The organism is Glaciecola siphonariae (assembly GCF_042652645.1).
GTDB classification, from domain to species: Bacteria; Pseudomonadota; Gammaproteobacteria; order Enterobacterales; family Alteromonadaceae; genus Glaciecola; species Glaciecola siphonariae.
The window spans coordinates 655,206-680,020 of sequence record NZ_JBHSGU010000002.1; the positions used below are offsets into that span (position 1 = coordinate 655,206).

27 protein-coding genes and 3 tRNA genes are annotated in these 24,815 nt (G+C 43.4%); 20 read left to right on the top strand and 10 right to left on the bottom strand.

Translation table 11 applies throughout. The features are described from left to right. Positions 1–2 precede the first annotated feature (2 nt). The 20 genes from uvrC to ACFO4O_RS04535 all read left to right on the top strand — a co-directional run bounded on the left by uvrC (position 3) and on the right by ACFO4O_RS04535 (position 15,870). The gene (uvrC, locus tag ACFO4O_RS04440) at positions 3–1,832 is read left to right on the top strand and encodes an excinuclease ABC subunit UvrC (RefSeq protein ID WP_382406155.1); all 1,830 of its coding nucleotides are present in this window, start codon (positions 3–5) and stop codon (positions 1,830–1,832) included. 524 nt (positions 1,833–2,356) lie between these two features. Then, a complete protein-coding gene (locus tag ACFO4O_RS04445; protein WP_382406156.1) occupies positions 2,357–2,791 on the top strand; it encodes a hypothetical protein in 435 nt (144 codons plus the stop codon). Positions 2,792–2,970: 179 nt separating this feature from the next. Then, positions 2,971–3,234, top strand: a complete 264-nt coding sequence (locus tag ACFO4O_RS04450; protein ID WP_382406157.1) for a BrnT family toxin — start codon at positions 2,971–2,973, stop codon at positions 3,232–3,234. Beyond that, positions 3,224–3,490, top strand: coding sequence for a type II toxin-antitoxin system BrnA family antitoxin (gene brnA, locus ACFO4O_RS04455; RefSeq protein ID WP_382406158.1), 267 nt, complete (start codon positions 3,224–3,226; stop codon positions 3,488–3,490). The genes ACFO4O_RS04450 and brnA overlap by 11 nt, the downstream gene beginning before the upstream one ends. A gap of 31 nt (positions 3,491–3,521) precedes the next feature. Then, positions 3,522–3,956, top strand: coding sequence for a hypothetical protein (locus ACFO4O_RS04460; RefSeq protein WP_382406159.1), 435 nt, complete (start codon positions 3,522–3,524; stop codon positions 3,954–3,956). A gap of 157 nt (positions 3,957–4,113) precedes the next feature. Then, complete coding sequence (locus tag ACFO4O_RS04465) at positions 4,114–4,398, top strand: BrnT family toxin (protein ID WP_382406160.1); 285 nt, start codon at positions 4,114–4,116, stop codon at positions 4,396–4,398. Continuing rightward, a complete protein-coding gene (locus tag ACFO4O_RS04470; RefSeq protein ID WP_382406161.1) occupies positions 4,395–4,628 on the top strand; it encodes a BrnA antitoxin family protein in 234 nt (77 codons plus the stop codon). The genes ACFO4O_RS04465 and ACFO4O_RS04470 overlap by 4 nt, the downstream gene beginning before the upstream one ends. Before the next feature lie 544 nt (positions 4,629–5,172). Further along, positions 5,173–5,742, top strand: a complete 570-nt coding sequence (gene pgsA, locus ACFO4O_RS04475; RefSeq protein ID WP_382406162.1) for a CDP-diacylglycerol--glycerol-3-phosphate 3-phosphatidyltransferase — start codon at positions 5,173–5,175, stop codon at positions 5,740–5,742. Positions 5,743–5,888: 146 nt separating this feature from the next. Beyond that, positions 5,889–5,964, top strand: a tRNA-Gly gene (locus ACFO4O_RS04480). 68 nt (positions 5,965–6,032) lie between these two features. Then, positions 6,033–6,106: transfer RNA gene (locus ACFO4O_RS04485), tRNA-Cys, on the top strand. Positions 6,107–6,121: 15 nt separating this feature from the next. Beyond that, positions 6,122–6,208 (top strand) — tRNA-Leu (locus tag ACFO4O_RS04490). Between the two features lie 210 nt (positions 6,209–6,418). Continuing rightward, positions 6,419–8,785, top strand: a complete 2,367-nt coding sequence (locus ACFO4O_RS04495; protein ID WP_382406163.1) for an Ig-like domain-containing protein — start codon at positions 6,419–6,421, stop codon at positions 8,783–8,785. A 164-nt stretch (positions 8,786–8,949) separates the two neighbouring features. Further along, positions 8,950–9,420, top strand: a complete 471-nt coding sequence (locus ACFO4O_RS04500) for a hypothetical protein (RefSeq protein WP_382406164.1) — start codon at positions 8,950–8,952, stop codon at positions 9,418–9,420. A gap of 83 nt (positions 9,421–9,503) precedes the next feature. Continuing rightward, positions 9,504–10,562, top strand: a complete 1,059-nt coding sequence (locus tag ACFO4O_RS04505) for a glycosyltransferase family 2 protein (RefSeq protein WP_382406165.1) — start codon at positions 9,504–9,506, stop codon at positions 10,560–10,562. 124 nt (positions 10,563–10,686) lie between these two features. Then, positions 10,687–11,994, top strand: coding sequence for a hypothetical protein (locus tag ACFO4O_RS04510; RefSeq protein WP_382406166.1), 1,308 nt, complete (start codon positions 10,687–10,689; stop codon positions 11,992–11,994). Between the two features lie 32 nt (positions 11,995–12,026). After that, the gene (locus tag ACFO4O_RS04515; protein ID WP_382406167.1) at positions 12,027–12,923 is read left to right on the top strand and encodes a sulfurtransferase; all 897 of its coding nucleotides are present in this window, start codon (positions 12,027–12,029) and stop codon (positions 12,921–12,923) included. 40 nt (positions 12,924–12,963) lie between these two features. Further along, positions 12,964–13,551, top strand: coding sequence for a LysE family translocator (locus ACFO4O_RS04520; RefSeq protein WP_382408227.1), 588 nt, complete (start codon positions 12,964–12,966; stop codon positions 13,549–13,551). Positions 13,552–13,647: 96 nt separating this feature from the next. Beyond that, positions 13,648–14,376 carry a DUF975 family protein gene (locus tag ACFO4O_RS04525; protein WP_382406168.1) on the top strand — a complete coding sequence of 243 codons (729 nt, stop codon included), beginning with the start codon at positions 13,648–13,650 and terminating at the stop codon, positions 14,374–14,376. Further along, positions 14,369–15,139: a glucosaminidase domain-containing protein gene (locus tag ACFO4O_RS04530; protein ID WP_382406169.1), complete on the top strand. Its 771-nt coding sequence runs from the start codon at positions 14,369–14,371 to the stop codon at positions 15,137–15,139. Before ACFO4O_RS04525 ends, ACFO4O_RS04530 begins: the two co-directional genes overlap by 8 nt. A 74-nt stretch (positions 15,140–15,213) precedes the next feature. After that, on the top strand, positions 15,214–15,870 hold the full coding sequence (locus ACFO4O_RS04535) for a DUF2987 domain-containing protein (RefSeq protein ID WP_382406170.1): 657 nt from the start codon (positions 15,214–15,216) through the stop codon (positions 15,868–15,870). Positions 15,871–15,877: 7 nt separating this feature from the next. On the opposite strand, the gene rssA is transcribed toward ACFO4O_RS04535, so the two are convergent. The 10 genes from rssA to ACFO4O_RS04585 form a co-directional block, all read right to left on the bottom strand. Next, a complete protein-coding gene (gene rssA / locus ACFO4O_RS04540) occupies positions 15,878–16,798 on the bottom strand; it encodes a patatin-like phospholipase RssA (RefSeq protein WP_382406171.1) in 921 nt (306 codons plus the stop codon). 35 nt (positions 16,799–16,833) lie between these two features. Beyond that, positions 16,834–17,703, bottom strand: coding sequence for a tRNA 2-thiocytidine(32) synthetase TtcA (ttcA, locus tag ACFO4O_RS04545; RefSeq protein ID WP_382408229.1), 870 nt, complete (start codon positions 17,701–17,703; stop codon positions 16,834–16,836). A 148-nt stretch (positions 17,704–17,851) separates the two neighbouring features. After that, positions 17,852–18,754, bottom strand: a complete 903-nt coding sequence (gene uspE, locus ACFO4O_RS04550) for a universal stress protein UspE (protein ID WP_382406172.1) — start codon at positions 18,752–18,754, stop codon at positions 17,852–17,854. A gap of 89 nt (positions 18,755–18,843) precedes the next feature. After that, positions 18,844–19,581: a fumarate/nitrate reduction transcriptional regulator Fnr gene (gene fnr, locus ACFO4O_RS04555; protein WP_382406173.1), complete on the bottom strand. Its 738-nt coding sequence runs from the start codon at positions 19,579–19,581 to the stop codon at positions 18,844–18,846. A 27-nt stretch (positions 19,582–19,608) separates the two neighbouring features. Further along, positions 19,609–20,277, bottom strand: a complete 669-nt coding sequence (locus tag ACFO4O_RS04560; RefSeq protein ID WP_382406174.1) for a sulfite exporter TauE/SafE family protein — start codon at positions 20,275–20,277, stop codon at positions 19,609–19,611. Then, complete coding sequence (gene ccoS, locus ACFO4O_RS04565) at positions 20,270–20,569, bottom strand: cbb3-type cytochrome oxidase assembly protein CcoS (protein ID WP_382406175.1); 300 nt, start codon at positions 20,567–20,569, stop codon at positions 20,270–20,272. The genes ACFO4O_RS04560 and ccoS overlap by 8 nt, the downstream gene beginning before the upstream one ends. 7 nt (positions 20,570–20,576) lie before the next feature. Further along, complete coding sequence (locus ACFO4O_RS04570; protein WP_382406176.1) at positions 20,577–23,036, bottom strand: heavy metal translocating P-type ATPase; 2,460 nt, start codon at positions 23,034–23,036, stop codon at positions 20,577–20,579. Positions 23,037–23,041: 5 nt separating this feature from the next. After that, on the bottom strand, positions 23,042–23,533 hold the full coding sequence (locus ACFO4O_RS04575; protein ID WP_382406177.1) for a FixH family protein: 492 nt from the start codon (positions 23,531–23,533) through the stop codon (positions 23,042–23,044). A 132-nt stretch (positions 23,534–23,665) separates the two neighbouring features. Continuing rightward, entirely contained in the window at positions 23,666–24,619 is a 954-nt protein-coding gene (gene ccoP, locus ACFO4O_RS04580) for a cytochrome-c oxidase, cbb3-type subunit III (RefSeq protein ID WP_382406178.1), read from the bottom strand. 3 nt (positions 24,620–24,622) lie between these two features. After that, the gene (locus ACFO4O_RS04585; protein ID WP_382406179.1) at positions 24,623–24,796 is read right to left on the bottom strand and encodes a cbb3-type cytochrome oxidase subunit 3; all 174 of its coding nucleotides are present in this window, start codon (positions 24,794–24,796) and stop codon (positions 24,623–24,625) included. Positions 24,797–24,815: the final 19 nt, after the last annotated feature.

The window sequence follows — 24,815 nt, forward strand, 5'->3', positions numbered from 1 at the left end:
TTATGTCAGAGCGAGAAACGGGCTTTGATGCCAAGCAGTTTTTAAAAAATGTGTCGGGTGCACCGGGCGTTTATCGCATGTACAATGCGGCAAAAGACGTAATATACGTAGGAAAAGCCAAAAACTTAAAAAAGCGTTTAACTAGCTACTTTCGGACCAATGTAGACAGCACAAAAACGCAAACGCTCGTTTCTCACATTGCACACATCGACGTGACGCTCGTTAGCAGTGAAACTGAAGCGTTCTTACTCGAAAACAACTACATCAAAAAATATCGGCCTCGGTATAACGTGGTGTTGCGAGACGATAAATCGTATCCATTCATATTTTTGTCTGAACATAAGCATCCTAAATTAGGTATTCACCGCGGTGCTAAAAAAGCCAAGGGCGAATACTTTGGTCCGTATCCAAGCGCTTGGTCGGTGCGTGAGAGCCTGCGTTCTATGCAGCGCTTGTTCCCAGTTCGTCAGTGTGACGACAGTTATTATCGCAATCGCACGCGCCCCTGCCTGCAATATCAGCTCGAACGATGCAGTGCACCCTGTGTAGAGGGTTTTGTATCTGATGAGGAGTATGCGGAGCAGGTGAGGTTGGCGGTTTTGTTTTTACGAGGTAAAAACTCAGAGGTTATTCAAAGTCTCGTGACTAAAATGGAGGCTGCCAGCGTTAATTTAAATTTTGAGGCCGCTGCGAAGTATCGCGACCAAATAAGCGCGCTTAGAAAAGTGCAAGAGCAGCAGCTTATTAGTGGCTCGCAACAAGAAATGGATGTGTTTGGCTTTTCGTTCAAACACGGCATGGCCTGCGTATACGGCATGTTTATACGAGACAATCAATTACTGGGAAGCAAATCGTTTTTTCCAAAAATACCCAAAGGCGCAAGCGCAGAAGAAATTTTTGAGTCATTTTTGCTGCAATTTTATTTGGCGGGAAACAAGCTCATCCCGAAACAAATTGTAGTGCCATTTAAGTTTAACGAAATGCCTGAGGTTGAAAATGTGCTATCGCTTGAGGCAAACCGTAAAGTTGCCTTTTATGAAGGGGTAAGAGACGAAAAACGAAAGTATTTAAAACTCGCCAACACCAATGCAGAAAATGCGCTTGAAACGCAGCAAAACCAGCAAAAGTCGATGTTTGCTCGCTTCAAAGACCTAGAGCAGCTATTAAGTGTAGATTCGCCCATAAAGCGAATGGAGTGTTTCGATATATCGCATACATCCGGTCAACAAACGGTTGCTTCATGCGTGGTGTTTGACCGAAACGGACCATTAAAAAGTGATTATCGCACCTTTAATATCGACGGCATTACCCCAGGGGACGATTACGCGGCAATGGCGCAAGCCTTGAAACGCCGATACAAAAAAATTGCAGACGATGCAAAACTGCCTGATGTACTGTTAATCGACGGCGGGAAAGGGCAACTCTCGCAGGCTGAAAAGCATTTTGCAAAGTGGCCGGCTGAATATAAGCCCTTAATTGTGGGCGTAGCAAAAGGCACCACTCGAAAGCCCGGCCTTGAGACTCTCATCCTTGCCGATTCGCATGAAACCATTCCGGTGCAACCCGATGCACCTGGCTTGCACTTGGTGCAGCATATTCGCGATGAGTCGCACCGCTTTGCTATTACCGGGCATCGGGCACGTCGCCAAAAAGCAAAAAATCAATCGGTGTTGCAAGAAATTCCTGGAGTAGGGGCTAAGCGCAGACAAGCCCTACTAAAATATACTGGCGGCATTCAGGGGCTCAAAAAAGCGAGTCGAGAAGAAATTGCGAAAGTGCCGGGTATAAGCGATGACTTAGCCGATACAATATATGATTATTTACACGCTTGACCTTACGAGTCTAAAGGTTTGCCATAATATTCGTATAACATTTTAGCCGATCTCGGGTCTAATAAGCTTCAACATGTTCTTCTCGCAATGTTGACCAGTATTGATAGAGTAAACCCGAATTTAACTTTTTATCCACTTAATGTGAAACTTCTCTGCTTTAATGCTTTATCGTTTGATGCGCATAAAGAGCACAATTTGATTTAAAAATGCAGACACACTACCTCCCTATGTATGTTTAGAAACATGTTCTTGCTAAGTGACATCCGATGTCTTTATAAAAGTTGTTCGCTCACTTTGCTAACTATCTGAAAAAGTGAGATTTATCCCAAAACATTAATTTATCAAGAGGCTCGCTAAAAACTGGCGTGCTAAAAACGTGTGTTTTGTGCAAGTATCGCGCTTGATAACTTCATAAATACCAAGTAAAACAGTGATAACCAAGAAATGAGGATTTAAAATATGAAACTGAACTTCGGTATTTATTTAAAATTCTCGATAATAAGTTTTTGGTGCAAAGGGAGAGTATGCAGCCTTCAATCAAGTTTGAAAAAATATGGAGTGACGAAGACATTACTGAATTAAGAATTACAGTTAGTAATGGCCGTTCCTTCTTTTCAAATAGTGTTTATATCGGCAATGATCACTTAGCAACCATGTTTAAAGATATAGATTCTTTTAAAAGCAATTATTATGGTGGTATACGAGATATTGAATTAGGTACTTTTGGTCGTGAATATGCGAATGGTGCTTTTCACGCAAGACTTCATTTCCCTAAGCCCGGGAATTTGTTCATATCAACCACTCAGCAGTCTGAATTTTTCGATTTTAAAGGGCTGGAAGTAGCGAGTGAGGCAAAAATGTATCTGTCGACTGAACCTGGTTTGCTCGATAATTTTCTAATCGAGCTTAAGAGTATGAGTAATGATAATTCAACAACGGCTGAGCTAATTTGCACCTAACAAAACACTCATGGCGGTCACTGTCGCTCCCTCGGACACACAATTTGTTGAGTAATTTGCATTACGCTTCGCTACATTGTTGCAAATTACTCAACAAACCGTGCGCCGCTTAGTTTGGCGTTAGCTTCCCTTCAAATTTATCTTGCTGTTCTGTCTAAATAGGTATAATTTCTATACCTATGAAAAGTTTTGAATATGATGAACAGAAAAGTATATCCAACTTATCAAAGCACGGTATCGATTTTGAGGATGCTCAAAAGATATGGATGGACGATTATCACATTGAAGTGAAGGTGCAGTTTGTTGAGGAACCGAGATATATCATTGTTGGTCTTATTGATGACAAATTTTGGACCGCAGTGATAACGTATCGTAATGAAGTGATACGCATTATTTCAGTGCGACGCTCAAGAAAGGCAGAGGTGGCGCTTTATGAAAGCTAGTGAATTCGACAAGAAGTTTGACGACAATAACGACGACATTATAGATGACTTAGATTTATCTACTTTGCGTCGACCCAATCAACCGCTGAAACGTGTAAATGTAGATTTTCCTAGCTGGATGGTCAAATCTCTGGACAGGGAGGCTTCAAGAATTGGTGTTACGCGCCAATCAATCATTAAGGTCTGGTTAGCCGAGAGATTAGAGGCTGGGGAAGCTAACAAAAACATTAAGACGGACCATTTACAAGAGCGGTAAATGGCCGCTCATGCAAGGTGTTAGGTTGCCGATGATGAACCGATTTCTACTGGTTGTTTTAATTTTCTCAATAGTGGGTTGCTCATCCGGACCTACAGATGAAGCTGTTGAAGTCATGTGGCATGGCGGCGCACCGGCGAGACAATATTCGTTCGAATTTTTAGATATCAATAAGTCTCCACTTTCGGGAGTGTCATTTAAATGTTTCGGAGATGAAGGATCTATAGCTGCTTATGTCGCCTCTGATTTAAATCAGTCCTCAACTATCTCTGACAAGTTTGGCGCCCTCACTATTTCTCATCAGGGGTTTCAAACTCATGGAACATACATGCAGAAGGGAAACGAACGTTGGGCATTTACGACGCTTGAATTACCTAGGTGCGAATTCTATTATCTTGGTGATACCGTCTTTTCTGGTAACTTAAAATCGTTCAATACAAAAGAATTGGTGGTTGTAAGTGAATAAGCAACCTAACAAAGCATAAACGCACTCCCGTCGGTCGCTGGGACAACTTTAAGTGCGGCCTTCGCTTCGCTCAAAACGTCCACACATAAACCTGCCCGTTATGCGGGGTGTTATCTCTCAATTTGACGAAAAGCTTTTTTGTACATACACTGTATGTATGATTAAATTCGAGTGGAATGAAGCTAAAGCAGCTTCCAATCAAGTAAAACATGGAATCTCGTTCAAGGAAGCTAAGACTGCATTTTTTGACGAGAGAGCTTTGCAGTTTTTTGATAAAACAAATTCAATATTAGACGAAGACCGTTTTCTTCTATTAGGAATGAGTAATTCTTCAAAACTCCTTCTGATTTGTCATTGTGAAAGAAAAGATGGAGAAGTCATTCGTATAATCTCAGCAAGGAAGGCTACAAAATCCGAATCAAAACTTTATGGTGATTTATGAAAGCCGAATATGACCTTACAAAACTTGAATCTCGCAAAAACCCTTATGCAAATAAGCTCAAAAAGTCAGTTACGATAAGACTAAGCGAAGACATAATTGGCTATTTTAAAGGGATGTCTGATGAAACCGGTGTTCCGTATCAAAGTCTGATAAATTTATATCTCAAAGACTGCGTCCAACAGCATCGCAAGGTCGATATTAGCTGGCAAACTGAGATAACAAAACCATGAACCGGATTTGTGGAAGAGCGCCACAAACCGGTTATGGTAAGTGTTATACATCGAACAGCATCAAGGATGATTCTTAATACATTCATGAGAGTATCCAAAGAAACGAAAGGGATGCCAAAGTTATTCCGGTTTCGGCATATGCTCAACTCAATTACAAATTCACCTTGATTCAGGCGCACAGTGTTTTCCCGCTCACAAATTTTATCTAAGGGAGGGCTTTAATATTGCAAGTCATCTTTTTTCTATAGTGGATGTAAAGGATGGCTAAAAAGGCGCTGAACACCTTCACTCCGTTCACCGAGACAGTAACGCAGCGGCGCTTCGCATTTTACCACTGCATTTGTGCCCATAAGCTTAGCTTAAGGCAATCTCAATTTTGCGATAAAGGTAAGATTTAAATATGAACTGGAATCGAGAAGAAATTGCGAAAGTGTCTGGTACAAGTGATGACTTAGCCGATACTATATATGATTATTTACACGCTTGACCTTCGATTCTGGTATTATCACGGCATTAAAATTAGATAAATACATAGTAGTTAATCATGTGGACTGTTCCGAATATCATCACAATCATCCGAGTGATGTTGATACCCATCTTTGTTACGGTTTATTTCTTGGATTGGAAATGGGCTCATGAAGCGGGCGCCTTTATTTTTTGGTTGGCAGCCATCACCGATTGGTTCGATGGATATTTAGCACGCAAGCTCAAGCAATCGAGCGCTTTTGGCGCATTTTTAGACCCTGTTGCCGACAAATTAATTGTGGCCGCCGCATTGCTCATGATTACGCACACTTATGCCACTCTATGGATTACCGTACCTGCGATTGTTTTGTTGATGCGCGAAATTTTTGTTTCAGCATTGCGCGAATGGATGAGCCAGCAAGGCGCCTCAGATGCAGTGAAAGTTAGTTTTATGGGTAAAGCGAAAACCATGGCGCAGATGCTTGCGCTGATTGGCTTATTGTCGGGCCTCGAATACTTTATGGGCTTTCCAATTTATTGGGTTACCCTTGGGTATATTTTACTTTGGTTTGCTGCTGTACTCTCGCTGTGGTCTATGTTTATTTATGCCGTGTCTGGTTATAAGGCTTTGAAAGGCACAGTAAATTAGCTGTATTTATAGCTAGCTGTATGAATTTAGCTCACATTGATGGGCATTTGTGCGAAGTGTTTAAAAATTAGCTAAACAGTGCGCTATCCTTCGATTTGTAGTTGACACAATATGTTTTGCAGGTAGAATGCACCGCACATTTCAGAGCGGGAATAGCTCAGTTGGTAGAGCACGACCTTGCCAAGGTCGGGGTCGCGAGTTCGAATCTCGTTTCCCGCTCCAATTCTTTTATAAAGATGGTTCTGAAATGATTTGCTTTTCCAACAAGTAGCATACGTAAAGCAAAGTGCGGCGGAATGGCAGAATGGCTATGCAGCGGATTGCAAATCCGTGGATCTCGGTTCGACTCCGGGTTCCGCCTCCATACCGCAAAATCAGTGCCCGGGTGGTGAAATTGGTAGACACAAGGGATTTAAAATCCCTCGCCAGTAATGGTGTGCCGGTTCAAGTCCGGCCCCGGGCACCATATTCCTCTAGTACGTCCACGAATACTCCGTTTTTTATGTCAAATATGTGGCAACCCGCCTTAAATGGTCAAATAAATTTGAGCCCGAGCGCAGTTTTTCGCGCGCCATTGAGGCCATTGAACTTCAAAGTTGGGTAACTAGAAAATTACGTGCAATTATGGATCAAAGCGATGTATGCTTTGACAATATAAGCAAGGGACTGTGCTGCCATGAATAAAAATTTAACCTTTATAGTTTGTTTCGCTTTCTTAAGCCCAATTGGCTTATTTGCCTGCTCCGGCGGCTCGGATTCAGACAACGCCGATAGAGCCCCCATCACCGTCACTAACGTACCACCAGTCGCAATGAATGATGCCGCTGAAACGAGCGACGACAATAGCGTTCTTGTAGATGTCCTAAGTAATGACTCCGACCCAGATGGCGGTCCACTCTCTATTACATCCATTAGCTCAGCACCAACTAAAGGCAGCGCTGTGATAGAAGACGGAAAAATTAGATACACGCCAAATTCGGGCTCGGTTGGTGAGGATACTCTTACTTATCAAATAACGGATGGGGAGGCTAGTAACAGTGCCGTAGTTTCAATTATGCTGACGCAAACTATTACCCTAAAAACACAGGTACTCGAGAGTTCCGTGCAGGTAGGTAGTGTCAGTATAGAAAACGAGAATGTAAGTCTTATTGACATAAATATCTCTGGTTCCCAGATAGAGATGGATATAGCATTCAATCAGGCAGTAGATTTTAGCATCCGTGTTAACCCTCAATCTGAGACCGCAAATTACAGTCTATTTAGCAGAACAATAAGCTTCGATGACGTTATACAAGGCTCCGATGCCAATCGCACAATCAGTTCAGAAACTTTACCCGAGCTAAACTTAAGTTTTATGTCTAGCGCCGCGCACATATTGGTATCTCGCAACACAAATACCGCCAACTCATTGTCTACAGGTCAATTCATAGATACCTTAAAAACAATAAATCCTGACTCACTTATATATTTAGCAGGCTTTTTAAAGATGCTAGTAGAGGAAAATGAACTTGCTCTTTCGCTAAATGGCGTATTGGACGCGCTATCGAACACATCAAACAAAGACTCCGTAATGTCACTTATATCCCAACTGGCGAAAGAAAATGGTATCGATTTGTTTGAGTTTGAGCCAGCCATCGATAATGCGCAGCAAGCCATTTTAGAAAATGCTAACGGTTTTAGTGCACCAAGTATTGAAACACTATCTGCAAACTGGATCGCTGCTTTAGAACCGTCGAGAGAGGGTTTGCTTCCAGATTTTGCTAATATTTACCAATTTAAAGTAAATGGCACCGTCACCGCTAATAACGAACTTGCGGCGCCTGAAACTTTCACTTGGACATCAAATGAACAAGGTTTAACAATTAATCAAGAGCGAGAGCAGAGGACTTTGCGTTTTCTCAATCCTGATATTATCTTCGGCGAGATTTACGATATTTTTGGTAACGACACAGCTTTTTTACTATTTAATATCCTTCAGGAAAACTCTCTGCAATTTATTTCGTTTGAGCTTGTAGAAAACCAAGAAGATACGCAACTCGATTTCTATCGCATAGATGATAAGACATCACACATTCTTAAATCGACCAGCATCGAGTATAGCCTTGCATTTAATGAACTATATGTCGCTGATTATCCTGAACTAGCGAACGTCATCGCAAATAAAAAAATTATCACTGCAGAAACTTGGTATTTAAAACCGGAGAGTTTGATCACCCGAGATAATATAAATTCTATGTTCGGTAAATGGGTAATGCCAGCCTTAGCGAAACTATCGCCAACCTTAATCGCGCATCGTGCAAACGAATACCTTGTTTACGCTGATCAGGTAAGTTTTTTTGAATCTCAAGGCCTAAGCAGATTTGAGCAAGCAAACTTTAATTTTGAATGGTCATTTATTCAAAACAAACTCTCTTTTACGTTTGCTAATTTCCGCTTGGATATCACGCCGTTCAAGAGAAATGGCAAGGAGCTGCTCACCCGTTTCGCATTATACGAAGATGAACAGCTCTATAAACAATATGCGGGCAAAATGATTAAATTCGATGACTCAGGCGTTACCTTTGCGCAAGATATAGGGGCACAGTTACCAAGCGCTGTTGCAGCACTAGCAGGGCGTTATAGCCCTGAGCATTGGGAAGGAGACAAGTTAAAACTAGACAGCATAAGGGCTTACGCTTTGCTACCTGATAACACATCACTTTTTGCGATTAGGGCTAACTCTCCGCTTGATGAAAGTGACCCAGGACGAGGCTTTCATGCGCAAAATGATAGGCGCTGGCGAAATGCCGTTAATTCGCACACGCTGTGGCTCGAAACATCTATAGATTCCGAACCACAGAAGGTAAGAACGTGGGAAATTATTGCGACCGAAAGCGATGGGCGTGTTCATATTTTGGAAGAAGAGAACTGGTATACGCCTATTGCCGATGAAAATAATTTATATATAAATGGACGAAGACTTTTCCTTTATCCGCGCCTAAACACCCATTTATCCGTTGACTTATCTGAGTGGGAATCAGCTTGGTTAGAGAGAGAGTTTTAGCGCAAAACGTTGCAAACCCCTAAACACGCAGCAAATATAATCACTTTGCATATGCGCTTGTTTTAATAAATAATCAGGCATTCATACAGCCTTTATAGTAGGAAGAGATGAGATACCTTTGCGTCTTACTTTTATCATGTTTATTAACTGCGTGCGGCAGCACTATGAAGGTAAGCGACACCTTTGCTAACACACAATATGAGCGTATTTTATTCACCCATTTGAGTGGCGACACTGCAAACTATGTCTATAAGCGCCTGCTGGATGAACTCGGCGGTTCAACACAAATAGAACTCATTAATCATGAGCAAGCGCTTATGGCAGCAAAGGCATTACAATTAGGCTCGCAGCTATCAACTTTGAGACCAAATGAGCTTGCTGCAGTAGCAAAATATTTAAATGCACAAGCCTATTTTACGGGCCAGGTGCGTTCTGGCGCTATGGCCATCACCGAAAGCACGACCATTCATTCCAGCATACAGCTAGACCTCGTTGACGTGCAGTCGGGTAAAACAATGACCAGCAGTTTTGTTGAGCAAACCAGTGTGTCACGCATGATGCTTGAAAGCCAAAGTTTAAAAGACGCCGCCACCAAAACCGCTCAAAGATATGCTAAGACGCTGCAGAGCTTGTAGGGCATTTTGCAAAAAATGTCTGGTGTATATTTTAAGTTTATTCGAACTCAGCTTACTTGGTATATGCAAACGGGGAGCGTGTAATGTTTCTGAAAAAGTTGTTTGCCGGTAAGCAAAGCAAGCCTACAAAGATTTTGCTCGCGGGTATTGCTAAAAACGAGGCCGCTTATCTTCCTGAATGGCTATTGCATCATCTTTATTTTGGTCTCGATCACATTGACGTATTTGTAAATCGCACTAGCGATAACACGGATGAAATCTCGAGGCAGTTCGCCAGCAACAACCAGGTAAGTTTTATTAACGCAGATCATATCTTTACCGAAGGGGCAGTAAATCCACAAAAAGTCGCATATTTTAGTGCGCTTAAAACAGCTTCTGAACGCGAATTTTCGCATGTGTTGTTTTTAGATATAGATGAGTTTTGGACCCCAAAAGATTTACGTTCTTCCATCAAAGAGCTAGTTCAAACGTCAATTGATGCCGACAGCATTAGTTTTGAATGGATAAACAAATTTAAGCCCGAGCGCAATTTTGCGCGCGCCATTGAGCCTCAGATGCGAGTTATACGTGCGCCGCAGGTAAAGTCCCTTCTTAAAACTCGCGCTAAGTTGCCTCGAGGGATGAATCCACATAATGTTGTAGACCCTAGCTTTAAATACAAGTTGGCGAATGGTGAAAACTTTGTTTGCGATGACAACCGCATGTCGAGAGTGCAGCAACATGAGTTAAGTAAACCGGTAAAAGAAGCGTTCATTGTACATCGGCCATATCGTAGCCAAATGGAGTACATCGCAAACTTAGGAAAGTTCAATCCAGAACAACAAGCAGACAACGAAGTCCCCATTAAAAGTAATCGGCGAAAGGGCTATCCAGCTGCTGATGACACTGAGCATTTGAGCTTTAATCAGGAAGCATTTGAGCGCTATGATGCATTTATGCATGCGCAAATGAGCAATTACGATGATGCGATAAAACGGGCACAAATATTTATTCAAGCCGAATATGAGCGAGTGTTGAATATAGTTGCCGAAGCGAACCCACTGGCGAGTAAGGTGATTGAGGCATCGTTTAAAAATATCGATTTAGTTGATGCCAAAAAAGCACTGGAGCAATTTCGTGAGCGGACAGAGGCTATCTCTTAGTTTCCAATTGTTAATAGTGTTGCTTACATATGCCAGCAAGGCACAGTTTTTTCATGCTTTCGAGGGTGTTTGATGTATACTTTAGGCCTTAAATAAACTGCGACCATCAGAAGAATAGGTATTAATGCCAGCAAGTACTGTATCCCAATATGACGTGATCGTGCATATTGGCCTTCCGAAAACAGGTTCCTCCGCCATCCAAAAATTTTGCCTTGATAATCAACGCTGGTTGAGCAAGCAGGGGGCGCATTATCCTCGTCATGGCTTAGACAAAAACGGTGTGTCGGGTGGCCATGATAAATTTTATAAGCTCATTCATGCGAATGACTTAACGGGCGCACAAGACTATCTTAGGACTCACTTAGCAAAAGCCAAGAAAAAGCAGCAACAACTGATTATTTCCAGTGAAGGTCTGCACCTGCATGCAGAGGCGATGGCGCATGTGTTACAGGGTGTTTCAGCAGCTATCGTAGGTTTTGTAAGGCATCCTTTCGACTCTCTTTTTTCAGGCTACAATCAAATGGTTAAGCGTCATTATCAGACGCAGCCACTCGACGACTATGTATATGCTGCGACGAAGGTTGCAAAGCCTATTTTAGAAGGGCGTACGTTATTTGAGTTTGCCGAAAAGTTTTCAGAACATTTTATTACGCTGCCTTATCATTCCGACTTAACTGGTCCATCTTCTGTATTGCATCAGTTTTTTAATTTATTAGGGTTTGATACTCAGTATGTCACCAAAAATACCGAAGCAAAAAAAATCAATAGCGGCTACAGCGCATCGGCACTTGAGTTTAAGCGCCTGCTTAATTATGTGCTGAGTGAAGAAGATAGGCGACTTAATTCACAAGTCGATCATGAGCTGCAGGCGCTGTGTGATGATGGGCGATTTTCTTCTGCATCACTGCGCGATACCTTAGCAGCAGAAAGCTTTGTTGCGCTTGATAAAAAATTCTCTGTTTCGGTAGACAAAATACAGTCAAGCTTTGGGATTTTGCTACCAAAACCTAAGCTCGACGAGACACGCCATTTTTCGTCCCTCGACATGCTCTGTGAAATCACGGATATCGTTAAACATTTTAAATCAAAGCAAAAACGGCTCTATGAGACTTTGAAGGACAGGGTGGTAAGCAATAGTTGGAAACATATAGACGCTGATAAGCAAAAACTTTGTGATTTATTTGACCACAGTGTCAAGCAGTCGCAAAAAGAAAAAACTGCGTTTTTTCATCCAAATGTTATCAAAGGAATGCCGAATTTCGATGCCTGCGATTTTTATCGCGAGACCGCTCGTTTGTTTTGGCAAAGAGGGGATATAAACACCGCCTACAGCTTAATTTGCCGAGCCCTTGAGCTTCGAAAAGGCCCTGTGATCAAAAAAATGCATGCCGACATTGAGGCCGAGTATCAAGCCAGCCAGTCTGGCAATTAAGGCTGGGCATTTTTATCTAAGAGGACATTCTCATGACGAATAATCTTAGCCAATCCATTGCGTCGCAAATTAGCATAGATGAGTACGTGGCTCTGTCTGCCTCGCCTGTTCTTCTCTATACGACGATGGTGGATGCACCCGCAGATAAGCCTGATATTGTAAAACAGCGCCCTGATGCCTTAATCCCGAACTCACTTTTGTTTGATTTTCAATCTGTTATACGAGATACCGCTTCAAGCCTGAGTAATATGATGCCATCTGTCGATGTGTTTGAACGAGAGGTGAGGCGCCTTGGCATTAATATAGGCGATGAGATTGTCGTTTATGACGATTTTGGCAACTTTTGTGCGTCAAGAGTGTGGTTTATGTTCAAGAGTATGGGACATGACAACATTCGAGTGCTCGAAGGCGGCTTGCCTCAATGGCATTCAAGAGGTTTGAATACGCAAGCATTGGCGGCTAAGCCAATAAAAAAGGGGAGCTTTGTTGCCACGCCAAATCCACAATACCAATTTGTAGACAGTGATTTTATTGCTAAGTCGGTAGTTAAGTCGGTAGCGCAGGCAACAGGCACACATTTGCCACTGCTAGACGCCAGAAGTCAGGCAAGATTCAGCGGTAAAGAGAAGCTTGACGCTCCGAATATGCGCAGCGGCCATATTCCTAATTCAGTTAATATTCCTTACCGGCACTTACAGTGTAATAACGGTGGATTTTTGCCCATTGATGCTCTAAAACATGTCTTTACGACTGCACTCACTAATTACGAATCGCAATCAGCCATGGCGTTTACCTGTGGCAGTGGCGTCACGGCCTGCATATTGGCGCAAGCAGCAGACGCGTTAGGGCATAGTCCATTATATGTTTACGACGGTTCTTGGTCTGACTGGGGTGCGCAACATCATTTGCCAATAAGCACGGGAGAGTGAAGTGGGATTAGACTGGACGGTATGGTTAAGCATTGCGCTTATGCACGCGTTTGCAGTGGCAAGTCCTGGGCCTGACTTTGCGGTGGTGATGAAGCAAAGTCTGCAACAAGGACGTCGAGTGGGCATTATTACCAGCATAGGGGTAGGGGCAGGGATTTTGCTTCACGTTGCATACTCTATTTTAGGTGTTAGCTTGCTGATAAAAACAACTGACTGGCTTTATCAAACCCTAATATACGCAGCCGCGCTTTATTTAGTATGGATGGGAATAGGGGCCCTAAGAAGTCGAGCCAATACAATAGATGACGCCCCGCCGAGTGAAATAAACGCGCACTCTAGTATTAAGGCATTTATGGTCGGGTTTATCACCAATGGCCTTAATCCAAAAGCGACGCTGTTTTTTCTAACCTTATATACTTTGGCAATCCCCGCGACTTCGAGTTTATTAGCTAAATTAACCTACGGCGTATATCTCGCATTTGCCACCGCATGCTGGTTTATTTTCGTTAGTTTTTTAGTCAGCCATAAACGCGTGCGGCTAGCATATGTATCACATGGATACATTTTTGACCGCTTAATGGGCGCTGTATTGGTAATAATGGCAATTATATTAGTGGTGGCCCAATAATTGGTGGTAACATTATTGGGTTCATGGCTGTATATATGGCTAAACGGTGCAGTAAAGCCGTGCTTACCACGTGCACGCAATTATTCTTAGGTCACGATGAAAAACGATGCTCACATTCAGCAAATGCTGGCAAAACAATATGATTTTGATGTAAAAAACGTGTTGGTACGGGCACGCGATCTCAGTGCGCAAAATAACTGGGTGTTAGTGCAGGGCATACTTACTATCATTTCAGTGGCCATCGTCCTTGGTTTCATATTTGTGATTGCCTTTGGCATCGAAACAATTGAGCAGGCGGGGAATTTAGACAATACCCAAAATGCCATTGCGAGTCTTGTTATTAATGTGATTCTAGCGCCACTTATCGGTGGGGTCACTATGCTTGCAATAACCAGCGTCAGAAGACTTGAAGCTAAAGCGGTCAATATGTTTGCTTACTTCGGTTATATTTTGCCTCTTGGCGTGGCGACTTTACTCATCTCTATTGCCAGCGACATCGGGCTGATGCTTATGGTCTTGCCGGGCCTATACATCGCTGTTGCGACTGTTTTTGCAACACCTCTGATTATCGACAAACACCTCACGCCAATATCCGCCATCATATTATCAATGCGCATGTGTAACGCTTATTTATTTCAAATGACGGTAATGTTTTTGATTTTCGTGGCCTTAATGGTGGGCGTTTTTATCACCTTTGGTTTTGCGCTTATCTGGGTAGGCCCGTATTACCTAAATGTGAAAGCGATTCTGTATCATGATTTATTTTGTGGTGAGCAGCCAGAAGAGTCTTTAGAAAACCAAAACACAGGAGTGTTCGATGCATAAATCTAAAGCCCTTTTGGGCGCAGTGCTCGTTATTTTGATAGGGTTACTTATATGGTTTCGGCCACAGCCATCGCTTGTTGAGACCATTCCCGCTGTAGAGCATGCTGACGACCCAGTACCAGACTTTAAACAATATGAAGATGTGCGCGACAAAAAACAGGCCTTTTTCGAGTATCTAAAACCAGCGGTGGTGGCACAAAACGATTACTTTAGAGAGGTGCGCCAATTTCTCAAAGAGTTGCAAGCCAAAGTAGATGGCGGAAATGGCCTAAGTAGCGACGAACAAGAACAGTTAAACTGGCTGATTGATGAGTATCGAGTTGAGACAGATCAAGACTTAGATGCAGCATTTACGACATTATTACGCCGCGTTGATATTATTCCTGTTGAGCTTGTATTGGTACAAAGTGCGAATGAATCAGCATGGGGCACAAGCCGCTTCGCGGTTGAAGGCTACAATTTTTTTGGTATGTGGTGCTTTGTTGAAGATTGCGGGTTTGTGCCTAAACGCAGAAACGAAGGCGCAATACATGAGGTGGCTAAATATGATGACTTGTCGGCCGCAATGTATTCATATATGCGAAATCTTAACCGTCATCCGGCGTACAAAGAGTTAAGAGCAATTAGAGCTGAGCTAAGAGCAAGCAATAAACCTATTACCGCAATGAAGCTAGCTGAAGGATTGGTGCAATACTCTGAGCGTGGTGAAGAGTATATTGAAGAGCTTCAGCAAATGATTCGAGTGAACAGAGAGCTTATATAAGGTTGTTTTTAGCCTCGGCACATATACCAAAGCAGGCACCAAAGTACATACAACATTAGTGAGAACCCCTTAAAATGAAAACGAAACTGCTAAACAACACGCTTTGCGCGCTCATTATATGTATGCTGAGCGGCGTAAATGGGGTGTATGCAGACGAAATACAGGTTGCGTATAAGACCTTTTACTCACACGTTCGCAAACTAAATAACGATGATACCCAAGCATTGCAATTTGCTTTTGGCTTTGTACACGTTCAAAGCAAACAGTTGTGCCAAATAAACAGTGCACGCATCAGTACGCAGAAACAGCAAATCCCTTTAGACGTTAGCAACGAGAACCGCTTTACTGTGCCCTCAGAAAGGGCTTTGAGAATGGCTGATGCAGTCATCTATATTGACTTTGAAGAGCAAAGTAATCAGTGCGATATATCCGTTCAGCTTGAAACCAAGCCCGAATATGTTAAACAAAGCTACAGCTATGATGAATTGATGTTTATACATCAACAATACGAAGCCTTTTTTAATGAAATGGGTAGCTTTATGTCATTCATGATGCCAACGGTGAAGGGCTTAGTATTTCAATTTGAAGACGAAAGCTACACCGTTGATTTAGACAATGGCGAAAAAATCATTCAAGGCACTTTACGTTTAGATGAGGCGTTCTTCGAGAAAGAAAAGGCCTTAGAGCTACCCACAAAACCGTTACGCATAACCGCTCTAGCTAGCAAATAAAAAAGGCTTAGTCTTTGATGTCTTCTCCAGTCCGTAGACTGAGCTGGTAGCTGATTTGGTCAGCTAAACGCCCAACACTTCGATGGCCCTTTTCAGCAAGCTCCTTTGCGCGATGAAATTCTAATAAGCCAACATCCCGCAACTGCGGCTCTATGAGAATATCGGGCGGATCACCGGCAAGGCGTGAGCGCGTCACCCTTGCTTGGAGTATTTCTAAAGAACTGCTCATCACGCCCATAATACCCGGCGCTGTCTTTTTATTGGGTTTCGGATCAGGTGAGAACCATTGTTTCATGAAGCCATTTGCGCTCTTACCAATCATTTCATCGGTTTTCTTCTGCGATGCTCTGTGCTCATCTTCAAACTTTTCAATTAACTGAGGCCGAAAGTCTGCGCTTAAATTCACCGCAATAACAAAATCAGCACCCAGTTGACGACATTGATTCACTGGCACTGGATTAACCACAGCACCGTCGACTAACCATCGTCCTTCATGTTCAATTGGGGCGAACAGTGCCGGAATGGCGCACGAGGCTTGAATGGCGTCGTTAATATCGCCTTTATTAAATACTACCTCTTTACCTGAATAAAGGTCTGTAGCAACGGCGGTAAAAGGTTTGAGCATTTTTTCAAATGATTCGGCGCAAAAGTCTTTTTTGTGTTTTTCAAATACCTTTTGACCGCTAGCGAGACCGCCTCTGCGAAAGCCTACGCCCAGCAAACCGAAAACCTGCCATTCGGTTAAGCTATTGGCCCATTGTTCGAGCTCGTCTAGATGTCCACTTGCGTAGGCCGCACCAACATACGCGCCGATTGAACAGCCTGCGACAACGTCTATTTTTACGCCTATTTCCTCTAGCGCTTTAATAATACCAATATGTGCCCAACCGCGCGCAGCGCCTGCGCCCAAAGCCAAACCAATTTTCACATTTTCTCCTAGTTGTTAAGCTTCTATTCAGCCTTCTATTCGTAGCTTACGCTCAAATCAATTAAATTTGAATATGCTACTTCTGGACCGCTATGCTCATACGCTTTGCGCGGGGCAGTGCGGTCGATAGTAAGGTCTGTAAAATTAAAAATTCCGCCGTCAGCTAACTGACTCGGACTCACGTTCTTTAAACTCGTGAATATATTTTCAACACGACCGGGACTTTGTTTATCCCAATTGCTTAGCATCTCTTTGACTACTTTACGCTGAAGATTTTCTTGAGAGCCACACAGATTACACGGAATAATTGGAAACTCTTTGATTTCAGCGTATTTCGCAATGTCTTTTTCACGACAAAACGCAAGTGGTCTAATGACGATATTGCGTTTATCATCGCTCAATAGTTTGGGCGGCATCGCTTTTAAGCTACCGTTGTTGAACATGTTTAAAAATAATGTCTCAACCATATCATCCATATGGTGACCGAGGGCAATTTTGTGAGCACCAATCTCATCAGCAAAGGTATACAGCGTACCTCTTCGTAGACGTGAGCATAGCGAACAGGTTGTTTTCCCTTCAGGAACCTTTTGCTTAACAATAGAATAGGTGTCTTTATCGATAATGTAATAATCGATGCCGTGATGCTCGAGGTAGTCCGGAAGAATATGTTCTGGGAATCCTGGCTGTTTTTGGTCGAGGTTGACGGCAACCACATCAAATTTTATCGGCGCTACTTTTTTCAAATGTAGCAGGCAGTCAAGCATGACAAAGCTATCTTTGCCTCCGCTTATAGCGCACATAACCAAGTCGCCATCTTCTATCATATTGTATTCAATTACCGCTTTAGCACATTGGCTTCTAAGCTGCTTTTGAAGTTTTTTTGAGTTGTTTGACCCTTGCATCATCACTAAAACATGTCCTTAACGCTTTGCGAGTTGATGATCTAATGAATTAATGAGGCATCAACCTGCAAAAGCGAACAGATAAATAAAAACGGGGCAAGTATACGTAACTTGCCCCGTGGTTTCACCTGTTGCTTTTAAGCAAAGATAACTATTGGATATTTGGCTTGATGACTAAGGTATCACAGTTTATTTTATCAATAATGTGTTCTGCGGTGTTGCCTAACAGCGCCGCGGATATGCCTCGCCGCCCAACAGACCCGAGAACAAGCAGTTCAGCGTCTAATTGCTCGCAAAGCTTGGGGATTACATCTTCTGGCAAGCCTTCAGACACGTGCACGTGATTCGAAGGCAAATCATGCTGCTTTGCAATCGCATTTATCTCTTCTAAATGCCGAGCCTGCACATCTTCGTTATATGCTTGAGCGTTAAAGCTAGGCACTTCAATGGCGATATGAACAGGTGCCCCTGCGAAGGTATTCGCCAAATGAACGTTTGCGTCTATAACTTTCGCTAAATCACAACTAACTTTACAGACTCGGTCGCTTAACAGATTATGCACACTGTCGTTGGTGTCGATGCTAACAGCAGACACAATGTTGCCGTTTTCAGGCCAGCTATGCTCTTTTACCATTAATACATTTATTGGGCTTACCCTTAATAAATGCCAGTCGTTCGGCGTAAAGACTTTTTGCGCCAACTTATTGTGTTGTTTGCAGCTTTTCACAATCAGATCACAGTGCTCATGGGTGGCAACGTCGACAATACCGCGATAAAGCGATTTGTTCCAAATTGCTTTTGTTTGCACCTGAGCATCACAACGACTTACATAGGCTTGCATGGCTTTGCTTTGCCCATTGAGCAAGGCCGCTTTCATATCAACACGCTGCTCGGTGGTCAAAAAGTTAGTCATGTCGTAGGTTTCATCGAATATACAGCTTACTAGCAGGATACTCGCGTTGGTCTTCTCAGCGAGATAGCACGCGCGTTGAAACGCAGACTGTTCTTTATGGTAGGGGTCAAATACGACTAAGATGCGTGAACAGTTGAACATGTACGTTCTCCGTTATTTCAGACACCCTTAGTATAAGAAAAGGCGCGAGCATATGCATGCAGGCGCCTTGTGCTGGATCAATGAATATCTTAATTTATTGCAGAAATCGAAATCTCGTTCTCCGGCATGCGCTGCTGAACGCCCGCAAAATCTAAGATGGTAATGAGCTTACCGTCAACTTCTATTAAGCCTTCTTTCTGAAAACGGGTGAGTAAGCGGCTAATGGTCTCTACAGTGAGGCCGAGGTAATTTCCAATTTCATTGCGGGTCATCGACAAATTAAACTGTTTAGCTGAATAACCGCGCTCATCGAAGCGCTGCGATAAATGACTAATAAAATGCAGTAAGCGCTCTTCAGCACTGCGTTTGCTTAACAGCATCATTAATTCGTGATCGTGCTTTATTTCTGCGCTCATGAAGCGCATTATTTGCTGACGCAACTTAGGATAGCGCTCCGACACTTTATCTAGCGTATCGTAAGGAAGTTCACATACCATGGCTGTTTCAAGTGCTTGAGAATAACTTTGGTGCTTATTGTCTTTTAATGCGTCAAAGCCAATTATATCGCCAGGAAAATGAAAGCCTGTGATTTGTTCAACACCGTCTTTATCGCTGATGTAAGACTTAAAAGAACCAGACCGCACTGCATACAAGGAGTGAAAGGGTTGACCGCTTTGCACGAGCTTGTCATGTTTGTGCAAGGGACGTTTTCTTTCGATAATATCGTCGAGTGATTCAAGCTCTGTTTTACTTAGACTTACGGGTAAACAGAGGTGACTGAAGCTGCAGCTTTGGCAGTGAATGGAGAGCTCAGGACTAGATGCCATGAATTACATCCTTTAAGAGAATTCAGATCACTTTATACCTTGAATAATCGGTAAAATCAAAACAAAAGCAGAGATAATTAGACCAAAGGCTAGAGTTTTGCGAGTAAGACTGTGTTGTAAAAAGGGCAAAATAAAATTTGCGCCCAGGCTCATTGCAATTAAAGCAGGAAACGTACCTGCGCCGAACATCATCATAAACGCTGCGCCATTAAGCGCACTGCCCGATGCCATCGACCACGTCAGCGCTGTATACACTAAACCACATGGCAACCATCCCCAAACCATGCCATAGCCAAGCGCATATCCTGGATGCTTAAATGGCAGCATTTTTTTTGATAATGGCTGTAGGTAGCGCCATAGATGAGAGCCTAGTTTCTCAAAATATGAAAGGCCTTTGTACCAGTCGCTAATATAAAGTGCCAATAGGATCAAAAAGACCGCGCTGATAATGGTGAGAATGGGGATGGTGGTATGGATGGCGTTGCTTGCAATAGCGCCTAAATAGCCGCTTAATGCACCCGCTAAGCTGTAAGAAAGCACTCGCCCAACGTTGTAGGCCAGAATATAAAAAGAAGGAGAGGCCTGCTTGGGAATAGCAAAGGTAAATGCGCTGGCAATACCGCCGCACATACCTACACAATGCACGCCACCGGCCAGGCCCATTAAAAATGCGGAAAAAAGACCGATTTCAATCATGCTTAGCGGAAGATGCCTTCGTTACGCCGTGTGCATCTGGGCTATCTGAGATGGCCTTATCTTCTAATGTATCTGCGCTTATTGGGCGATTTGCGCCGCCTTCTATAAGCTGCGTTGAAGTGTTAAGCTTTTCTTTTTCGTTAGGCTTTTTTATGTCGTCGTCAAACAAAATGCTGTATCCCTGACGCTCTAGATCATCAAACTGATTCGACTTTACCGCCCAAAAAAACACACCAACCGCAATTGAAACAATGATAATCGCCAGCGGAATTAACACAAATATAATACTCATGGTGCAATTATCTCATTAAACGTGTGGAGTTATATACCACTATTATAGAACTTAAAGACATGCCAAGCGCTGCCTGCCATGGCGTTAATACGCCGCTTACTGCAAACGGTAGAACCAGTAAATTATATCCAAGTGCCCAAGCAATATTTTGTTTTATTTTTCGTTTCGTGCGGACGGCCATTTCTATCACATCGCTAAGTGCGTTCAGTTTTGGGTTCAGTAGCACAATATCAGCGGCGTTCTTTGCTAAATCAGATGCATTGCCAACTGCAATAGACACATCGGCAGCCGCTAGCACCGGCGCATCATTTATGCCGTCGCCAAGCATAATGATCGACTTAGCCTGCTGTTGCTGGGCATGAATGTGGTCAAGTTTAGCCTCGGGTGGGCAGCCACCAAAACCATGCGTGATATTGAGCTGTGAAGCAATGGCATCAACATTTTCTTGAGCATCGCCACTTAAAATCGATAAATCATAGGTGTGCAAGGAATCGAGTACTGATTTAACGTCCTCTTTGATTGTGTCGGTCACCCAAAATGCCGCAGCTACTTTCCCATTTATCGCCATTAATACGTTTGCACCGGGCCAAATATCTGCCTGCTGACTGTTCGACAACACGTACTTCTTAGACCCGATATAGCATTTTTGTCCATTCACTGATGCGCAAATACCTTTACCAATTTCAACGTCGTAGCTTTCTATATTAAATGACGACATGCTCTTTACCTTTAACGCTTCTGCACTAAAGGCTTTAGCAATGGGGTGTTCAGAGCGAGACTCGAGCAAACAGGCTAACGAAGACAAATGTTCCTCTACATGCTTGTTTACAGAAACACCTGCAGGCGCGCTAGTAGTTTCAATAAGAGAAGCATCAGGCATGTATACCGCGCGGTTAATCGAAAACTTGCCTTGGGTAAGCGTGCCGGTTTTATCAAATACAATGTCTGTTGCATGCGTGATTTGCTCAAGCGCGTCGGCTCGTTTTAATAAAATACCAAGCTTATTGAGTTTGGCCATAGCGCAGGTTAACGCTGATGGTGTGGCTAGCCCAAGTGCACAAGGGCAGGTTGCTACTAAGACCGAAATAGTAATCCAAAATGCATGAGGGTCATTTTGTGACCACCAATACCAATAAGTCAACGCACTTACCACGAGCACAACGCTCACAAAGTATCGCGACAGTCTATCGGCAATTAGAGCAACCTTGGGTTTGCTGCCCATAGCGACTTCCTGCAGTCGTAATATTTGGTTCATCATGGCAAATTTAAGGCTGCTGCTAACCTGCAGGGTAATGCTCCCTTGCTGATTAAGCGAACCGGCATATACGCGGTCGCCCTTGCGTTTTTTCACAGGTTCAAACTCACCGGTAAGCATCGATTCATCTGCACTTGATTCACCTTCAGTAATTACGCCGTCGATAGGAATCGATTCGCCCGCTTTTACCAACACTGTATCGCCAGCAAGCAGCTGCTTTGCAAGTACAGATACCCACTGACCATCTTGCAAACGCGAGGCGGTAACCGGTATGAGTTTTAACATGTTTGATGAAATTTCAGAGGCGCGATGGCGGCTGCGATGTTCCAAAAACCGGCTGATAAGCAAAAAGAAAATGAACATGCAGATAGATTCAAAATATACCTCACCGGTGCTTTTATTAACCGCGAGCACCCCAGCGACATACGTTGCGGCAATGGCAATGGTGATGGGCACATCCATATTTACTGTTTTGGCCATCATGGCTTTAATAGCGCTCACGTAAAAAATACTGCCCGAATATAAGACCACAGGTGTGGTTAGTAAAAGGCTGACGGCATTGAAATATCCGATGGCTTCAGCGTCAATATTGCCGAACATATCAAAGTATTGACCCATCGCAAGCATCATCACCTGCATGGTCATGATGCCGGCAAGTCCTAATTTTTTTAAATACGACTTTTGTTCTTTTTTATATGAGGCTTCATGGTTATCGGGCTGAAAGGGAAGAGATTCATAGCCGATAGACTTCATGCGGCTTAATACGCCAGAAAGCTTAATTTGCTCGTTATTCCACGTTACCAAAGCCCGGCGAGCCGACACATTGACCGATACTTGCTTGATCCCTTCCAACTTAGCGAGCTGCTTTTCTATTAACCAGCCGCAGGCGGCGCAGGTGATGCCTTCAACGGTCAGCTGAATTTGTTTATCTTTGCCTTGATCAAATACAAACTCTTCCTGAAGCTCAGGCTCATCGTACACTGCCAGTTTAGACATCGTATTATCAAGCGCCGCATCACCGCGGGCAGCCGGCTCGGTTCTAAATTCGTAGTAGCTTTCCAGCCCATTATCAACAATGGCTGACGCTACAGCTTGACAGCCAGGGCAGCACATAAAGTGTGTTTGCCCAATTATACTTACGGGGTAGGTGTCACCTTCAGTGTTTGGTAAACCGCAGTGAAAACAGGCGCCCGGTGCAATCGTTATACTCATTTATATTATGGCTCGAACACAAATGCCTTGGTTTGGGGCAGGTTAACAACGTCTTGTACTTTCCAGTTTTCATCAAGAGGCATAAGGCGTATGCGCCATTTACCCTTGATGTCGTTTTCAGCATTGCTGCGATACGTGCCGTTGGCGTCTCGTGTCAGCAATACATCAAAGTCTTTTGCTTCTTGCGTAACATGAAAAAACTCAAGTTTTAAGGCCTCACCGGTTTGTGGCGCACCGCTGGTAAACTCAAGCTCAATATTGCCTTGTTTAACGTTCAAGAGGGTAGTAATACCAAGTTCTTTTGCCCTATCTATTTTTTCCAAACGCGCGTTAATCGCTTTTCCCTCTTTATAATAGTCATCTACTACCATTGCGTTTGTACCATCGGTAGCAAAGTGTATCACCACACTGCCGACCATCATCGATGACAAGGGAATGGCAATTAAAAACCAAGGCCAAAACTGTTTATACCAAGCTGTTGTGTCTTTCTCTTGCATGATTTGCCTAAAATTAGCTCACCAATACTACCTAAGCGATTGATGAAAGTTACACAAAAAAGCCTCGTAAAACGAGGCTTTTCATCAACGAATTAACTTGTCTACAGACCTTATAATTCGCGAATCTTTCGCTTACTCTTGCGACAAACTGTACACGTAAGCCGCTACCACGTGCACTTTGTCTTCGCCTAAGGTTTCATTAAACGCCGGCATTACACCGTTTCGGCCATAGTATAGAGTTTCAGTGACTGCTCTCTCGCTTCCGCCGTACAACCAGATGTTGTCAGTAAGGTTTGGCGCGCCAATCATTTGATTGCCTTTACCGTCCATACCGTGACACGCTGCACATGCAGCAAAACGTGCTTTGCCTGCGTTGGCTAAATCTGTGTCCACATCTCTGCCGCTTAAGCTAAGTGTGTAGGCCACAACTTCATCTACGCCTTGCTCGCCGAAGCTTGCTAACCATCCTGGCATTGCGCCGATGCGCCCTTTAATCAAGGTTTCTTTGATTTTTTCACCGCTTCCGCCATACAGCCAATCGTTATCGGTAAGGTTAGGGAACCCGCCGCGCTGGCCTCTAGCATCAGAGCCGTGGCACTGTGCGCAGTTTTGAATAAACAAACGTTTACCTACTTGTAAGGCCTCTTCATCTTTAGCAAGGGTTTCAATGGGCACTTTCGCGTAGGCCTCAAAGATTGGGTCGAAGCGTTCTTCTGCAATCTTTATTTGCGTCGCGTACTCATTGAGTGTACCGGCCTCAATATCAGCTCTTAAGGCCTGCTCTGACTCTTCTAAGCTCAATACATGAAGGTTTGCACTCTTCCAGCCCAAAAGCCCTTTGAAACCACCTAAACCGGGGTAGGCGATAAGATATAGCACGCCCCACACCATGGTGATGTAAAATAGAATGGTCCACCAGCGTGGAAGCTGATTGTTAATTTCCTCAATGCCGTCAAACTCATGACCCATTGATTCGCCTTCTTCAACACCTGTATTATTTGCAAGTGTCCAGCGCATTAACAAATAGCAACCTAAGATGGTGCCTAAGCTTATAACGCTGATCCAAATTGTCCAAAACATAGTCATTGCTTATGACTCCTGATCTTTCTTTATTGACTGGGGTTTCTCTTCATCCGCAAAGGGGAGGTTAGCTGCTTCATCAAAACTCTTTTTATTGCGGCTGCTAAACGCCCATATGATTGCGCCCACAAAGGAAACGAACACGATGACAGTAAATATGCTGCCAATAATTCCTTGATCCATTACGCATTACTCATTTCGT

What these genes read in the sequence shown, in the direction of transcription:
- uvrC (WP_382406155.1), top strand. Translation starts at nt 3, where the DNA reads ATGTCAGAGCGAGAAACGGGCTTTGATGCCAAGCAGTTTTTAAAAAAT.
- ACFO4O_RS04445 (WP_382406156.1), top strand. Translation starts at nt 2,357, where the DNA reads ATGCAGCCTTCAATCAAGTTTGAAAAAATATGGAGTGACGAAGACATT.
- ACFO4O_RS04450 (WP_382406157.1), top strand. Translation starts at nt 2,971, where the DNA reads ATGAAAAGTTTTGAATATGATGAACAGAAAAGTATATCCAACTTATCA.
- brnA (WP_382406158.1), top strand. Translation starts at nt 3,224, where the DNA reads ATGAAAGCTAGTGAATTCGACAAGAAGTTTGACGACAATAACGACGAC.
- ACFO4O_RS04460 (WP_382406159.1), top strand. Translation starts at nt 3,522, where the DNA reads ATGATGAACCGATTTCTACTGGTTGTTTTAATTTTCTCAATAGTGGGT.
- ACFO4O_RS04465 (WP_382406160.1), top strand. Translation starts at nt 4,114, where the DNA reads ATGATTAAATTCGAGTGGAATGAAGCTAAAGCAGCTTCCAATCAAGTA.
- ACFO4O_RS04470 (WP_382406161.1), top strand. Translation starts at nt 4,395, where the DNA reads ATGAAAGCCGAATATGACCTTACAAAACTTGAATCTCGCAAAAACCCT.
- pgsA (WP_382406162.1), top strand. Translation starts at nt 5,173, where the DNA reads ATGTGGACTGTTCCGAATATCATCACAATCATCCGAGTGATGTTGATA.
- ACFO4O_RS04495 (WP_382406163.1), top strand. Translation starts at nt 6,419, where the DNA reads ATGAATAAAAATTTAACCTTTATAGTTTGTTTCGCTTTCTTAAGCCCA.
- ACFO4O_RS04500 (WP_382406164.1), top strand. Translation starts at nt 8,950, where the DNA reads ATGAAGGTAAGCGACACCTTTGCTAACACACAATATGAGCGTATTTTA.
- ACFO4O_RS04505 (WP_382406165.1), top strand. Translation starts at nt 9,504, where the DNA reads ATGTTTCTGAAAAAGTTGTTTGCCGGTAAGCAAAGCAAGCCTACAAAG.
- ACFO4O_RS04510 (WP_382406166.1), top strand. Translation starts at nt 10,687, where the DNA reads ATGCCAGCAAGTACTGTATCCCAATATGACGTGATCGTGCATATTGGC.
- ACFO4O_RS04515 (WP_382406167.1), top strand. Translation starts at nt 12,027, where the DNA reads ATGACGAATAATCTTAGCCAATCCATTGCGTCGCAAATTAGCATAGAT.
- ACFO4O_RS04520 (WP_382408227.1), top strand. Translation starts at nt 12,964, where the DNA reads ATGCACGCGTTTGCAGTGGCAAGTCCTGGGCCTGACTTTGCGGTGGTG.
- ACFO4O_RS04525 (WP_382406168.1), top strand. Translation starts at nt 13,648, where the DNA reads ATGAAAAACGATGCTCACATTCAGCAAATGCTGGCAAAACAATATGAT.
- ACFO4O_RS04530 (WP_382406169.1), top strand. Translation starts at nt 14,369, where the DNA reads ATGCATAAATCTAAAGCCCTTTTGGGCGCAGTGCTCGTTATTTTGATA.
- ACFO4O_RS04535 (WP_382406170.1), top strand. Translation starts at nt 15,214, where the DNA reads ATGAAAACGAAACTGCTAAACAACACGCTTTGCGCGCTCATTATATGT.
- ttcA (WP_382408229.1), bottom strand. Translation starts at nt 17,703, where the DNA reads ATGATGCAAGGGTCAAACAACTCAAAAAAACTTCAAAAGCAGCTTAGA.
- uspE (WP_382406172.1), bottom strand. Translation starts at nt 18,754, where the DNA reads ATGTTCAACTGTTCACGCATCTTAGTCGTATTTGACCCCTACCATAAA.
- fnr (WP_382406173.1), bottom strand. Translation starts at nt 19,581, where the DNA reads ATGGCATCTAGTCCTGAGCTCTCCATTCACTGCCAAAGCTGCAGCTTC.
- ACFO4O_RS04560 (WP_382406174.1), bottom strand. Translation starts at nt 20,277, where the DNA reads ATGATTGAAATCGGTCTTTTTTCCGCATTTTTAATGGGCCTGGCCGGT.
- ccoS (WP_382406175.1), bottom strand. Translation starts at nt 20,569, where the DNA reads ATGAGTATTATATTTGTGTTAATTCCGCTGGCGATTATCATTGTTTCA.
- ACFO4O_RS04570 (WP_382406176.1), bottom strand. Translation starts at nt 23,036, where the DNA reads ATGAGTATAACGATTGCACCGGGCGCCTGTTTTCACTGCGGTTTACCA.
- ACFO4O_RS04575 (WP_382406177.1), bottom strand. Translation starts at nt 23,533, where the DNA reads ATGCAAGAGAAAGACACAACAGCTTGGTATAAACAGTTTTGGCCTTGG.
- ccoP (WP_382406178.1), bottom strand. Translation starts at nt 24,619, where the DNA reads ATGACTATGTTTTGGACAATTTGGATCAGCGTTATAAGCTTAGGCACC.
- ACFO4O_RS04585 (WP_382406179.1), bottom strand. Translation starts at nt 24,796, where the DNA reads ATGGATCAAGGAATTATTGGCAGCATATTTACTGTCATCGTGTTCGTT.